Annotated in this window: 15 protein-coding genes; 9 read left to right on the top strand and 6 right to left on the bottom strand. The window is 55.5% G+C overall.

What is annotated here, in order from left to right; all coding sequences use genetic code 11:
• The first annotated feature begins 70 nt into the window (after positions 1-70).
• The gene (locus JXQ78_RS01735; RefSeq protein ID WP_330631755.1) at positions 71-385 is read left to right on the top strand and encodes a hypothetical protein; all 315 of its coding nucleotides are present in this window, start codon (positions 71-73) and stop codon (positions 383-385) included.
• Between the two features lie 290 nt (positions 386-675).
• On the opposite strand, the gene JXQ78_RS01730 is transcribed toward JXQ78_RS01735, so the two are convergent.
• Positions 676-1,944 carry a M24 family metallopeptidase gene (locus JXQ78_RS01730; protein ID WP_330631754.1) on the bottom strand — a complete coding sequence of 423 codons (1,269 nt, stop codon included), beginning with the start codon at positions 1,942-1,944 and terminating at the stop codon, positions 676-678.
• Positions 1,945-2,170: 226 nt separating this feature from the next.
• Here JXQ78_RS01730 and dnaG point away from each other — a divergent pair, with 226 nt between their 5' ends.
• Positions 2,171-3,439, top strand: coding sequence for a DNA primase DnaG (dnaG, locus tag JXQ78_RS01725; RefSeq protein ID WP_330631753.1), 1,269 nt, complete (start codon positions 2,171-2,173; stop codon positions 3,437-3,439).
• Here the strand turns inward: dnaG and JXQ78_RS01720 are convergent.
• A complete protein-coding gene (locus JXQ78_RS01720; protein WP_330631752.1) occupies positions 3,436-3,891 on the bottom strand; it encodes a GNAT family N-acetyltransferase in 456 nt (151 codons plus the stop codon). The two genes, dnaG and JXQ78_RS01720, sit on opposite strands and share 4 nt — an antisense overlap.
• Positions 3,888-5,276, bottom strand: a complete 1,389-nt coding sequence (locus JXQ78_RS01715) for a DUF92 domain-containing protein (RefSeq protein WP_330631751.1) — start codon at positions 5,274-5,276, stop codon at positions 3,888-3,890. Before JXQ78_RS01715 ends, JXQ78_RS01720 begins: the two co-directional genes overlap by 4 nt.
• Positions 5,277-5,379: 103 nt before the next feature.
• Between JXQ78_RS01715 and JXQ78_RS01710 the strand changes: the two genes are divergently transcribed.
• Positions 5,380-5,988 (top strand): undecaprenyl diphosphate synthase family protein, encoded by a 609-nt coding sequence (locus JXQ78_RS01710; RefSeq protein ID WP_330631750.1) that lies wholly within the window; start codon positions 5,380-5,382, stop codon positions 5,986-5,988.
• Position 5,989: 1 nt separating this feature from the next.
• Here the strand turns inward: JXQ78_RS01710 and uppS are convergent, their stop codons facing one another.
• Entirely contained in the window at positions 5,990-6,880 is an 891-nt protein-coding gene (uppS, locus tag JXQ78_RS01705; protein WP_330631749.1) for a polyprenyl diphosphate synthase, read from the bottom strand.
• A gap of 102 nt (positions 6,881-6,982) precedes the next feature.
• Here uppS and JXQ78_RS01700 point away from each other — a divergent pair, with 102 nt between their 5' ends.
• The 6 genes from JXQ78_RS01700 (at position 6,983) to JXQ78_RS01675 (ending at position 9,015) form a co-directional block, all read left to right on the top strand.
• Entirely contained in the window at positions 6,983-7,177 is a 195-nt protein-coding gene (locus JXQ78_RS01700; RefSeq protein WP_330631748.1) for a cold-shock protein, read from the top strand.
• Between the two features lie 2 nt (positions 7,178-7,179).
• On the top strand, positions 7,180-7,374 hold the full coding sequence (locus JXQ78_RS01695; RefSeq protein WP_330631747.1) for a cold-shock protein: 195 nt from the start codon (positions 7,180-7,182) through the stop codon (positions 7,372-7,374).
• A 2-nt stretch (positions 7,375-7,376) separates the two neighbouring features.
• Positions 7,377-7,571 (top strand): cold-shock protein, encoded by a 195-nt coding sequence (locus JXQ78_RS01690; protein WP_330631747.1) that lies wholly within the window; start codon positions 7,377-7,379, stop codon positions 7,569-7,571.
• A gap of 2 nt (positions 7,572-7,573) precedes the next feature.
• Positions 7,574-7,768: a cold-shock protein gene (locus JXQ78_RS01685; protein ID WP_330631746.1), complete on the top strand. Its 195-nt coding sequence runs from the start codon at positions 7,574-7,576 to the stop codon at positions 7,766-7,768.
• A 99-nt stretch (positions 7,769-7,867) separates the two neighbouring features.
• Positions 7,868-8,260, top strand: a complete 393-nt coding sequence (locus JXQ78_RS01680; protein WP_330631745.1) for a DUF5778 family protein — start codon at positions 7,868-7,870, stop codon at positions 8,258-8,260.
• A 101-nt stretch (positions 8,261-8,361) separates the two neighbouring features.
• Entirely contained in the window at positions 8,362-9,015 is a 654-nt protein-coding gene (locus JXQ78_RS01675; RefSeq protein ID WP_330631744.1) for a helix-turn-helix domain-containing protein, read from the top strand.
• Positions 9,016-9,024: 9 nt separating this feature from the next.
• Here JXQ78_RS01675 and JXQ78_RS01670 read toward each other — a convergent pair whose 3' ends face one another.
• Positions 9,025-11,028: an AMP-dependent synthetase/ligase gene (locus JXQ78_RS01670; RefSeq protein ID WP_330631743.1), complete on the bottom strand. Its 2,004-nt coding sequence runs from the start codon at positions 11,026-11,028 to the stop codon at positions 9,025-9,027.
• Between the two features lie 166 nt (positions 11,029-11,194).
• The gene (locus tag JXQ78_RS01665; RefSeq protein WP_330631742.1) at positions 11,195-11,911 is read right to left on the bottom strand and encodes a PHP domain-containing protein; all 717 of its coding nucleotides are present in this window, start codon (positions 11,909-11,911) and stop codon (positions 11,195-11,197) included.
• Between the last annotated feature and the right edge of the window lie 18 nt (positions 11,912-11,929).

The following is an 11,929-nucleotide window of genomic DNA, read 5'->3' as shown; positions in this document are numbered from 1 at the left end:
AGACCGATTCATCCCCACGATCCGAGGTGACTCCCAAGGTATATTTGTATTAGTTTCCACAATGGAGATGATGGTTGAGGACCAGTCCGATTCGAGTGAATTCGTTTGGGTGAACGACACCCAGGAAAGCGGTCAGAGCCATGTGGGGGTGCGTGGTACGGTTGGGTTACCAACCGGTGGTGACGACGAAGACGGTACTGCGGTGCAGATGCAACTCCCCGACGATCTTGCTGAGGAAGTCATCTCTCTGTACGACGAACTTGACGGTGATTTCTACGAGCTTTATGGCGAACGGCTCGAACCAAACCAGCTTTTCTGGGCCAGCGGCGTCGAAGTAATGTTGAACCACGTTGAGGAACTCAGAGACCAGATCGGTCTCCGGTGATCATCTTTCAGTCATCAGCTGTGAGAGATTCTGCGTTCTCGGCAAGGTGACTACGGCCGGCTACAGACAGTAACGTCATTCGGCCCCAATCTGCTCATCACAGTCTAGAAATCGGGATGGGGATCATCCCGACGTGGGGGAACGTTGTGGAAGCGTGTGAACGATGAGTGTCGATGGATCGTACCAGAGAGGCCGTTGTGAACTATCTCACCGCTCATTATACACTGTGTGTTGAGATTTTATTAATCTTACGGTAGTAATAAAATAAATAATCAACATTGAAGTGGTCTTCAGGACTCGATGACGGTAATCGATTCGACTGGCCATCGACTGAGGATCTCTACGCCGTTTTCACGAACCACGACCATCTCTTCGATGCGGACACCCTGGTTGTCTGCTGGCTCCATCGTCTCGACGGCCATTGTCATCCCCTCTTTTATTTCGATCGGATGGTCCGGGGAGACGCCACGCCAGATGAGCGGTTGCTCATAGAGTTGCAATCCAAGGCCGTGTGCCCAGTGGTTTGTCGTCAGCTGCCAGTGGTCAGTCGCGTCGTACCACTCGGCGTGCTCGCCCGCCATATCCGGAAAGCCCTTGCAGATCTCGTCTGTGGTCGCACCGGGCTCGATTCGTTCGAGGACATCATAGAGGTTGTCTCGAGCGGTCTCGTATGCCTCCTTTTGGCTCTCTGTGGGCGCACCCAGGCTAAACGTCCGGTAGTAACACGATCGGTAACCGAGATACGAAACGTTGTAACAATCAGCATAGATGAGATCTCCCGGGCGAAGGATTCGATCGGTGGTGTTTGCCTGGTGTTTCGGCCAGGTGTTCGGTCCGGACGTTAGATAGCCACCATGGACGCCTGCACCGAGACGAAACAGTTGCTCGACCGCTCCACCCCAGATGGAGGATTCACGCCGACCCGGACGCGCCGTTTCAGTGATGTGCTGAAACGCGCCTTCACAGATCGCAGCGACCATTCGAAGACATTCGATTTCGTCCCGGGTTTTGACCGCGCGAGCCGATGCCATCGCTGATTTGCAGGCCGCCGTATCGACATCGATCGATCGATCTTCGAACGCCTCGAGCAATGCTGGATTCGCAATATCAATGCCGATCGGCTGGTTTTGTAATCCATGATCGTTCAGGGCGGTTGCAATCTCATCAACCATGGTTTCACGCAGGAATCGACGAGCAGAGGGTCGACCCACAGCCCGGGGCACGTTCCCCAGTCCTGGACAGGCATATCTAATATCATCGAGCCACGGACAGTTGAATCGTTGATTGGCGGCGTGATCAGCCGTGTCCCAGTGGACAATCGATCCATCTTCTGTCAATAGCGTGTAGTGATCTGCACCGCTTCCCCCGGTCATCGCAAGGCCGTTCACATACCGAATGTTCGGGTCGGAAAACAACACCATCGCGGCCAGTCCATTATCTGCCATTCGCTCGAGTGCACGGGTTTTGCGCTCGCGGCGGAGGCGTGCGGTGTCGATCCGTTCTTCCCAGTCGACTGCCATCGTTCCACGGGTCCCTTCCATGTACGTTCGTTCGTACATACCTAACGGTTCTGCAAGGAACACCTTGAATCCCCGTCGCGTGTGGTATCTCTCATCACCAATAATTCATTAACCTAAAACTATAATAAATTATTCACAAATTGGTATCGTTACTAAATAGCTCAATCCCGCATGGTTTATGTGTCGATAGGCACGATTTTAGCGTGTCTCATGCATAGTGCATGGAGACCATCACAATCACGCCCTTACGGGCACTCACATAATCATGTACGATACAGCGAAATACCTCATACACGCCAACATCACTGCGAAGGGGGTGGTCGAACGAAGTGACGTCGTTGGTGCCATCTTCGGACAGACGGAGGGCTTGCTCGGCGATGAGCTTGATCTGCGCGATCTCCAGGATTCCTCAAAGGTGGGGCGGATCGACGTTGAGATCAGCTCAGAATCGGGCCAATCGTTTGGCACGGTGACGATCGCTAGCGGTCTCGACCAGGTCGAAACCGCCATCCTCGGCGCGTCGCTCGAGACGATAGAGCGAGTGGGCCCGTGTCGGGCAGCCGTCGAAGTCGACCGCATTGAAGACGTTCGTGCGGCAAAACGCCGACAGATCGTTGAGCGGGCGAAGACGCTGCTCGGGTCGGCCTTCGACGGCGGAATCCTGACGAGCGATGAGCTAGTCGAAGAGGTGCGACGATCGATCAGGATCGAGGACATCACGGAGTACAAGGGATTGCCAGCGGGGCCACGGGTTGCAGACTCGGACGCAATCATCGTCGTCGAGGGTCGCTCTGACGTGCTGACCCTACTCCAGTACGGCATCAAAAACGCCATCGGCGTCCAGGGTACGAGCGTTCCAGATGCAGTGGCAACGTTGACTACAGAAAAAACCGTGACCGCCTTTTTCGACGGCGATCGAGGGGGTGATCTCCTCCTCAAAGAGCTCAATCAGATCGCATCAATCGATTTCGTTGCGATGGCCCCGACCGACGAGCACGTTGAGGATCTCTCACGGAATGCGGTGATGAAAGCGCTTCGAGAGAAGATTCCCGCTGATTCGGTTTCTCAGCACGCACCAGGGCCAGAGGAGTTGGCTGCAACTGACGGCAGTGCACGGCCAGCGCCACCACCTACTGATGAATCCCCGAGCACCGAGTCTCCAATCACAGAACCCACTGCTACGGCCGTCCCCACGCCGAATGGAGATACCACAACGGAACCGACACCGCCAGAGACGCTTTCTGGTCACGTTACCGAGGTGGTCGACTCTGATGCTCATGCCGTCCGACTGCTGGATGCGTCCTACGAAACGATCGCAGACGGGTCCGTTGATGAGGCGTTTGCATTACTCAAATCGGCTGCAGAGCCACCAGCGTGTCTCATCATCGATGGTGAACTCACACAACGTGTGCTGGACATTGCTGCCCAGACTGGCGTCGGCCAGATCGTCACACAGGAGTGTGGAGCCTTCGTCAAACAGCCCACGAGCGTTCGCGTTCGGACGGTCGGGCAGGTCACACAGTCTGGCGCTTAAGGCGACACAATTTGTTTTTTCAACAGCAGACCGTCTACTTCGTCGTCGTACTCGTTCGGTTTGCGCTCTACCAGTTCGAAGTCGTTTGCACGGTAGAACGCGAGTGCGGCCTCGTCGTCTGCACGCGCGCTGAGCGTGAGTTCGTTCGCCACAGTTCGTGTTGCCACTGCCTTGAGCAGTGCCGTTGCGTGTCCATCACGCCGATGGGACGGTTCTACGGCGATCTCTGCCACATAACAGCCCGTATCGTCATCGTCGCGACCACCGTCGATTGCGAGTACGTAGCCGATCGGGGCAGAATGCTCGGACGCCACTGCCACCAGACAGAGCGGGCTCTCATCCGTCGGTTGCTCAAGTGCGAGCTCGAGTAGCGCCGGCCACGGTGACGACAACAACGACTGTTGTAAGGAAACGACTCGTCCGCGATCATCTGGCTGGATAGAACGAATCACAGCACCACGACGCCACCAAGAAGCGTCAGTCCGAGCGCCGACAGTCCACCTGAAAGCGTTGCAAGAAAGTTGACGCCCATGTTGCCAAGCGCAGCTCCCTCAATCGTTGCTCCCAACAGGCTATCGACGAGCATGCCAATGGTGCCAGCGGCGACGACGATCAGGGAACCAGCGATTGTCACGCTGTCGAACAGTCCAATCGAGAGCAGTGCGATGACACCAGCACCAGCAATGCCCGCAAAAAATCCCTGGAGTGTCACGCCACCGTCCGTCCCTGGCGCAACCGGTTTGAGCGTGGTAATCAACCGCGGTGGCCCATATAGCCCACCGATCTCGCTCGATAAGGTGTCGCTCATCGCCGTCGCGACGGCTCCTGCAAACGCAAGGACGAACACTGACGGCGACAGGCCAATGAACTCGGCGGTCGCATTCCCGAGTACGGCGAGCAGTGCAACAAGCGAGTTGGCGATGACGTTTCCACCACCACGCGCTCCCTCATTATCCTGTGCGAGGCCACGGTCTCGTTTCGTTTCGTAGCGAAACTTCGTCACGAGACCGCCGCCGCCGAAGAATGCGATCAGCACAGCAAACCACTCAAAACCACCGAGAACGATCGTGACGAACGCAATTACGACACCAGAGAGCATGCCGGTGATCGATGCTGTCTCGAGTGCATACGAGAGATAGCCAAATGCTATCGTCACGGCGAGTGCAATCAGCACGTACGACGTGGAGATTGCCGGGACAATGCCGTTCAGAATCCAGAGCGCAAACGTCACCGATAGAATGATGATCGGATCATCACGGTCGGGCAACACCGACCGGAGCAACGCCGCAAACAGCCCACCAGTGATTGCCAGAAAGAGCAGTTTTGCAGGGATCAGCGGATTGTCCAGCATCGAGAGGGTCACCCACTGTCCCACGATCGCACTGCACCAGGACACACACAAAAAGGCAACGACGGCGACGAGCGGATCGTCCGTCCGTCGCCTGGCGAGTTTCTCTCCGAGATTCCCATAAACGACGAGCAAAACGCTGGCGACGAATATGGTCAGCGAGAGCTCAATCTGGAGACTAAATGCCGCGAGCCCACCAGCAGCCAGACAGAAGTTTGCGAGTCCAAAGAGTCGTCCCTCCTCATAATCGGCCGGAAAGGCGAATAGATCGAACAGCGGGCCGTTGCTCGTAACCAGTGAAACGACGGTTCCGAACAAAAACGGAAGCGAAATGACGATCGCCGTCATCCCTGCTGGATCGATGGCCGGGACAATTGAGTTGAACCAGCTTGCGCTGAAACTGACATTCGAGGCCGCTATGAACGGAACGGCCAGGACGAACGTCCCGACGACGGCGAATCCGACGGCCCGCCGAACTGATGATGCCACGCCTCAGGTTTTTGTTGTCGAGAACTTAATCCTCTCGGGTATGAGTTTGTGCGATCCGATCCGCAGTCGTGAACTTTAGGCCGGTCTGTCCGTTATCGACGGTGTGTCCCTCTACGATCGGTATCTCGCAGCCCGAACGCGATGGAGTGAGGCCGCCGTCCCGGAGCATATCGCCCTCGTCATCACCGAGCGCGATCTGCTCAATCCAGGAGCGTATGCCACGCTCGAGTCGTTTTTCCGCTGGGCGTTCGATTACAGCGCCGACCGCGTGATGGTGTACGTCAGCGTGCTCGACGAAGCCGTCGTGCAGACGCTATTTCACTCGCTTTCAGAGATTTCCACACCAGAACCGCTGGCCGTGCGGCTTCCGGAGGACAGCGAACGAGTCGATACGCCAATACAGGTAAGCATCGGACTGGGCGGGAAAGAAGAGTTTGCCAAGGCCGTCCAGCAGGTAACGCGCGCTGTCGACGATGGATCGCTAGAAGTTGATAATATCGATGAATCAACAATAGAGCGCCATCTGGTCTTTCCCACCGATCCGGATCTGTTCATCAAAACCGGTGCCGAGCGGCTCTCGGATTTCATGATCTGGCAGTCGGTGTACTCGGAGCTCTATTTCACGGACATCAACTGGCGTGATTTCAGAAAACGGGACTATCTACGGGCAGTTCGGGATTATCAAGAACGCCAGCGTCGGTTCGGCGAATGAGCTATCGTTTGATCGGCGTTTCCTCATCAATTTCGAGCCCGCCCACCTGTCGTTTGAGGCGAGCACGTAGCCCGTCTTCGGCACCGACTTCTCTGAGGAGTGCGATTGCCCGCTGGACACGCGTTCGTTGGAAGGACTCTTTTCGTGACTCGTAGGTGCGGATCGCCCGCAACAGATCGATTCGTCGGAACTCTGGCCAGTACGGCGTACAGAAAAAGACTGCGGCCTCGTTACCGTTTGCGTGCCATGGGAGGAAGTTGCTCGTTCGTTCGTCACCACCGGTTCGTATGATGAGATCCACTGCTCGTCCGGAGTTGGTGTAAAGGCGTTGTTCGAGCTCTTCAGCGTTGATTTCGGAGGGGGTCAATCGGCCAGCTTCGACCTCTGCAGCCACATCACGGGCCGCATCGAGCAGTTCGGCACGACCGCCGTACGCAAGCGCAATATTGAGTCTAAGCGTCTCGTATGATTCTGTCGCTGTCTCTGCGTAGTCGATTGCGTCTCTGACACGCTCTGGGAGGCGCTCGGTCTGTCCGATCGCCGAGATTCGCACTTCGCGTTCGTGAACCTGGGGCTCGTCGGCGAACGATCGAAGCTTCGATTCGATCAGATCGAACAGCTCTGCTCGCTCTTCGGGGGGTCGATTGAAGTTTTCCGTCGAAAATGTATACAGCGTAAGTTCCTCAACACCTAGATCAGCACACCATTCCAGGATCGCCTCGGAGGTTTTGGCTCCTTCACGGTGTCCAACCGACGTTCCCTCTCCGTGCTTGCTTGCGTATCGACGGTTGCCATCCTGAATGATCGCAATATGGCTTGGTGCACCAGAGAGCTCACGCTCGAGATTCCGCTCGTATAGTCCGAGCGCCCAGCGACGAACCCGTTCGAACATACGCTGTTGATGTTCTGGCTACTGTATGAGTCTTGTGACCCACAGGACTCACGGACGGCAGCCAGAGGATTTTAATAGGGGCAGGACATCCAGTAATACGCAATGGCGACCGGTACGGTTGATTTCTTCAACGACACTGGCGGTTACGGTTTCATCGATACTGACGAGTCCGACGAGGACGTGTTTTTCCACATGGAGGACGTGGGTGGCCCTGACCTGGAGGAAGGTCAGGAAGTCGAGTTCGATATTGAAAAAGCGGATAAAGGCCCGCGTGCGACAAACCTCACGAGGCTCTAATCATGGCAACTGGCAAAGTTGATTTCTTCAACGACACCGGTGGCTACGGCTTCATCGATTCCGAGGAAGCTGACGAGGACGTGTTCTTCCACATGGAAGATGTCGGCGGCCCTGACCTAGAAGAGGGTCAGGAAGTCGAATTTGAGATTGAGCAGGCTGATAAAGGCCCACGCGCAACAAACCTTACGAGGCTCTAATCATGGCGACTGGCAAAGTTGATTTCTTCAACGACACCGGTGGCTACGGCTTCATCGATTCCGAGGAAGCTGACGAGGACGTGTTCTTCCACATGGAAGACGTTGGCGGCCCTGACCTAGAAGAGGGTCAGGAAGTCGAATTTGAGATTGAGCAGGCCGATAAAGGCCCACGCGCAACAAACCTTACGAGGCTCTAATCATGGCGACTGGCAAAGTTGATTTCTTCAACGACACCGGTGGCTACGGTTTCATCGATTCCGAGGAAGCCGACGAGGACGTGTTCTTCCACATGGAAGATGTCGGCGGCCCTGACCTGGAGGAAGGTCAGGAAGTCGAGTTTGAGATTGAGCAGGCTGATAAAGGCCCGCGTGCGACGAATCTCTCTCGGTTGTAACGACGTCACATCGATTGTACTTTTATTTGGGTTACGTCTGATGAGTGACAACGCCGATTCGATCGTGAGAGCTAAACTCGACAGTCACACAACAACCGTATGGACACCCTCGATGCGAATCTTATCGAACGAACGCGCGCACTGCTTGAGCCCGGCGACATCGATCTCCGCGGCCTGATCGTTCACACGGAGTTCACCAGTGAGCATGAAACACAACTCCACCAGCTAACGCTTGATGTCGGTGAGGCGATCGCCACAGCAGCTGGCGAAGACGACACCTACGTCTACTCCGGTAACGACGACCCAGATTTCGGCCTCAATCAGCACCAGGGACTCCGAATCGAGGACGATGGCTTCGTCTGGGAGTGCCAGCAGCTCCTACGCGAAGGAACGTTCGACATCGTCTTCTATTACGAACGGGGTGCCGATCAAGACGCCATTATTGATGCAATCGACAACGACACCGTCGATTGCACACCCGTCGAACCCTGAGAGGCGGCCTGTGACCAAAGTGTGCACAACAGCGAAGTTCGTAACGAACGAAAAGGATAAACAATTATACTGTATACTGTTGACCGTCCGGTAATTCACCGATGAGGTATTTTGACTTCACCCTGACCGCCGAAAACGGCACCATTCATCCGGTCGATACAGTGATCGCCGACCATCCGGACGTGACTCGGGAGGCCCTGTTGCACATCAATGCGCTCGGTGATGGGACAGGGGTAATGTTGTACCGACTCCGAGGTGACGAATCCTCATTTCAGTCGGATCTCGTCACGTTCAGTGACGTCATTGCTCACGACGTGCTCGACGTTCGGGGGGACGTGTTCCATCTATACGTTCACGTCAAACCCGGAGAACCAGCGGGAAAGCTGATGGCCCTCGCCCAGAAATACGCCCTCATAATCGACACTCCGCTCGCGTTCACCGACCGGGGGTCGCTTCGCGTGACTGTCGTCGGAACGCACGATATGCTCAGACGCGCGCTTGAAGACCTTCCCGAAGAGATATCGATCTCTGTCGAACAGGTGGGCCAGTACTCACCGGAACGACCGTATCTGTTGGGCCTGCTCACCGAACGCCAGGCGGAAGTGTTCCAGAAAGCCGTCCGAATGGGTTACTACGAAATCCCGAGAGAGACGACACACGAAGAAATTGCTACGGAACTCGACTGTGCGCCATCGACGATCGACGAACACCTCCGCAAGGCAGAATCGCGCGTTCTCTCGACACTGGTCAACTGATGGGCCGATCTAGTCGTCCGCTGGTGCTGGGCGTTTATCGTCTGCATAGATGCGACGAACCTGTCCGTCGTAGCGCTCTAAGATCTTTCGACGCTTTTTCTTGAGCGAAGGCGTCAACAGACCGTTTTCGGGCGTCCACTCCTCAGGGATCAACTCGAACATTTTGATCTGCTCTTCGTACTCAAGCTGTTCGTTCACCGCGTCAACCGATTCAAGAATCCACCGACGAACGCGATCATTTCGGCAGATCTCCGCCTTCGTCTCGGGAAGATGGATGTGTTCTCGGTTTGCCCACCGTCGAATCGTCTCGAAGTTTGGAACGATCAACGCGGCAATAAACTTCTCATTGTCACCAATCACCATGACCTGCTCGATACGATCGTTCGTTGCGAACCGATCTTCGATCGGCCCGGGAGCAATGTTTTTGCCCGTCGACAACACGAGGATTTGCTTTCGGCGTTCGTGGAATGTAAGATAACCATCATCGCCGCGTTCGACGATATCACCCGTTCGGAGCCAGTCATCAGTGAACGCTTCGTCAGTGGCTGCCGGCCGTTTCCAGTATCCTTCCGTTACGTTTGGTCCCCGAACGAGAAGCTCACCGATGTCACCCGTCGCCCGTCGTTTTTGTTCCTCAGTGAGGATTGAGGCGTCGAGGCCGATCTCGATACCAGAAAGCGGTGGACCAAGCGTCCCCGGTTTGACGTTCTCGAACGGGTTGACGCTGATAACGGGAGCTGCTTCCGTGAGTCCGTACCCTTCAAGCGCCGGAATATCCATCCCCCAGAATAGCTCGGCGATGTCTTTCGAGAGACTCCCGCCCCCGCTGACGAACATCTCCATGTTGTTACCGAGTTGCTCTCGGACGTTACTGAACACGAGTCGGTCGGCGATTTTGTACTTCAACCGATGAATTGGACCGTGTCGGTCCTTGCGCATGTGCTCGCGAGCAACGCCAACGGCCCAGTTGAAAATACGCTCTTTCGTGTTTGACTCGCTTGCCTGCTCTAGCATGCTGTCGTAGATTCGCTCGTAGACACGGGGAACCGCAGCGATGTTAGTGGGCTTTACTGTCTGGATATCGTCGGCGACCGTGTCAGCAGACTCGGCATACGCAACTGACGCACCCGCGGCGAACATCAAAAAATGGTTTGTCGTCCGCTCGAAGACGTGTGCCAACGGCAAAAACGAGAGCGTCCGCGTATTTTCATCGAGTGCCGGCAGATCGTCGGATTTATCCGGTCGATCACCGAGACGCTTGAGAATCTGATTAACGTTCGCACGAAAGTTCCGATGGGTGAGTTTTACGCCCTTTGGCTTGCCGGTCGTTCCTGACGTGTAGATAATGCTAGCGAGATCGTCAACATCTCGGTCGTTCAACCACCCCTCGAGTTTCATCGGCCAGGAAACGCTCTCACCCAGTCGATGCAGTTCTCCAAGCGTCAGAATATCGTCGCGGTCTTCATAGCCACTGATCGTATCCATCACCACGATCAGTTCCAGATCAAGCTGGTCTTCGACCGCCAACACACGCTCAAGCAGTGTTTCATTCTCGACAACGACACCCGTCGCGCCAGGGTCGTCGAGAAGATACTGCACCTGGTTTGGCGTGGATTCTTTATACACCGTGGTGGTTACGAGACCAGCTACCTGTAAGGCAAAATCAACCTGTGCCCACTCCAGACGCGAATCAGAAAAAAGACCAATCCGGTCGCCCGCCGCAAACCCCCAGTCACGAAAACCAGCAGCAAGCGTGTGCACGATGTGTTGCATCTCGCTGTAGGTCAACGAGGTGTAGCGCCCAGCGGCGGACGAATCGATGATGTCCCGCTCGACGAGTGAGCGATCGTGGACGCCGCCCTTATACAGCTGTGCTACCTGGTCTCGATTCCGACTCGTTGTCCCTTCGAACAGCCGACCAAGCGTCGATACGCCGATTGCTTCGTCCTCTGCGCCATATCTGTTCTCGGCGTCGCGCCAGTTCTCTGCAGTCCCCTCCTCACTATCAGCCATTACTCCGATCGTATATGGCTCCCGAAAAATCAATGTTGCGTGAAGAATATCATCAATTTTGTGTTACGTTCTCGAAAATCAAATCAGCCAATTCGAGCGCTCTCACAGCAAAATGCGGGTACAGTGGCGTCCCTCTTCTATTAATTTCAGAGTAAAAATGTGTTAGTTACAGTAATTTTAGTAATTTGGCTGGTGTGGTGCGTGTTATCGTGGCCGTCTTCCGGCACGCCCCTCGGACGTAGTGACCAATCGATCGATGAAATGGAGCACGTCTTCCGTGAACAGATACCGCACCGTCGGTTATAGCCTCCAGGATGGCCTGTGCGTCGATATTTGGTGCGTTCTCGAACGCGATTTCGGTGTACGCGCGCCCGATGGTGAGGATCGAATGCGCGTCGCTGCCGGCAAGCGCAGGATAACAATGGCGTCGAGCAAACACGCGTGCGCGACGGTTTCGATAGCCAGTGAACAACCACGCATTGTACACCTCAACGGCGTCACAGTCGGTCAACGATCCCTTCGAGACGCCGTGTCGAATCCGCTGAAACGGGTGTGGAACGACTGCGACTCCGCCTCGATCGCGGATCGCCTGAACCGTAGAGAAGAACGGGCGATTCGGTTCAGGCATCGTCTCGATTCCCAGACCAATCAAATGACCATCACGTGTCGAAATTTCGACTCCAGGGACCCCAATGAGCCCGTATTTCGGGGCGAGTGATGCTGCTCTAAGCGACCGCTCGATTGTGTCATGGTCTGTGATCGCAATCGCATCGAGCCCAATATCTCGAGCATGCTGAAGGATGCGTTCTACCGGCTCAGTTCCATCGTGTGAAGCTGCAGAATGAACGTGTGGATCGAATCGAACCACCGTCTCATCCGACATACTTACTGTTCTCTCTGA

The organism is Halocatena halophila (genome assembly GCA_027563145.1).
Lineage (GTDB): Archaea > Halobacteriota > Halobacteria > Halobacteriales > Haloarculaceae > Halocatena > Halocatena halophila.
The sequence above is the reverse complement of the archived record's forward strand: the minus strand, read 5'-3'. Positions and strand labels throughout refer to the sequence as shown.

Excerpts from the sequence above, each read along its gene's own strand:
- JXQ78_RS01735 (WP_330631755.1), top strand. The coding sequence starts at position 71 with ATGGTTGAGGACCAGTCCGATTCGAGTGAATTCGTTTGGGTGAACGAC.
- JXQ78_RS01730 (WP_330631754.1), bottom strand. The coding sequence starts at position 1,944 with ATGTACGAACGAACGTACATGGAAGGGACCCGTGGAACGATGGCAGTC.
- dnaG (WP_330631753.1), top strand. The coding sequence starts at position 2,171 with ATGTACGATACAGCGAAATACCTCATACACGCCAACATCACTGCGAAG.
- uppS (WP_330631749.1), bottom strand. The coding sequence starts at position 6,880 with ATGTTCGAACGGGTTCGTCGCTGGGCGCTCGGACTATACGAGCGGAAT.
- JXQ78_RS01700 (WP_330631748.1), top strand. The coding sequence starts at position 6,983 with ATGGCGACCGGTACGGTTGATTTCTTCAACGACACTGGCGGTTACGGT.
- JXQ78_RS01695 (WP_330631747.1), top strand. The coding sequence starts at position 7,180 with ATGGCAACTGGCAAAGTTGATTTCTTCAACGACACCGGTGGCTACGGC.
- JXQ78_RS01690 (WP_330631747.1), top strand. The coding sequence starts at position 7,377 with ATGGCGACTGGCAAAGTTGATTTCTTCAACGACACCGGTGGCTACGGC.
- JXQ78_RS01685 (WP_330631746.1), top strand. The coding sequence starts at position 7,574 with ATGGCGACTGGCAAAGTTGATTTCTTCAACGACACCGGTGGCTACGGT.
- JXQ78_RS01680 (WP_330631745.1), top strand. The coding sequence starts at position 7,868 with ATGGACACCCTCGATGCGAATCTTATCGAACGAACGCGCGCACTGCTT.
- JXQ78_RS01675 (WP_330631744.1), top strand. The coding sequence starts at position 8,362 with ATGAGGTATTTTGACTTCACCCTGACCGCCGAAAACGGCACCATTCAT.
- JXQ78_RS01670 (WP_330631743.1), bottom strand. The coding sequence starts at position 11,028 with ATGGCTGATAGTGAGGAGGGGACTGCAGAGAACTGGCGCGACGCCGAG.
- JXQ78_RS01665 (WP_330631742.1), bottom strand. The coding sequence starts at position 11,911 with ATGTCGGATGAGACGGTGGTTCGATTCGATCCACACGTTCATTCTGCA.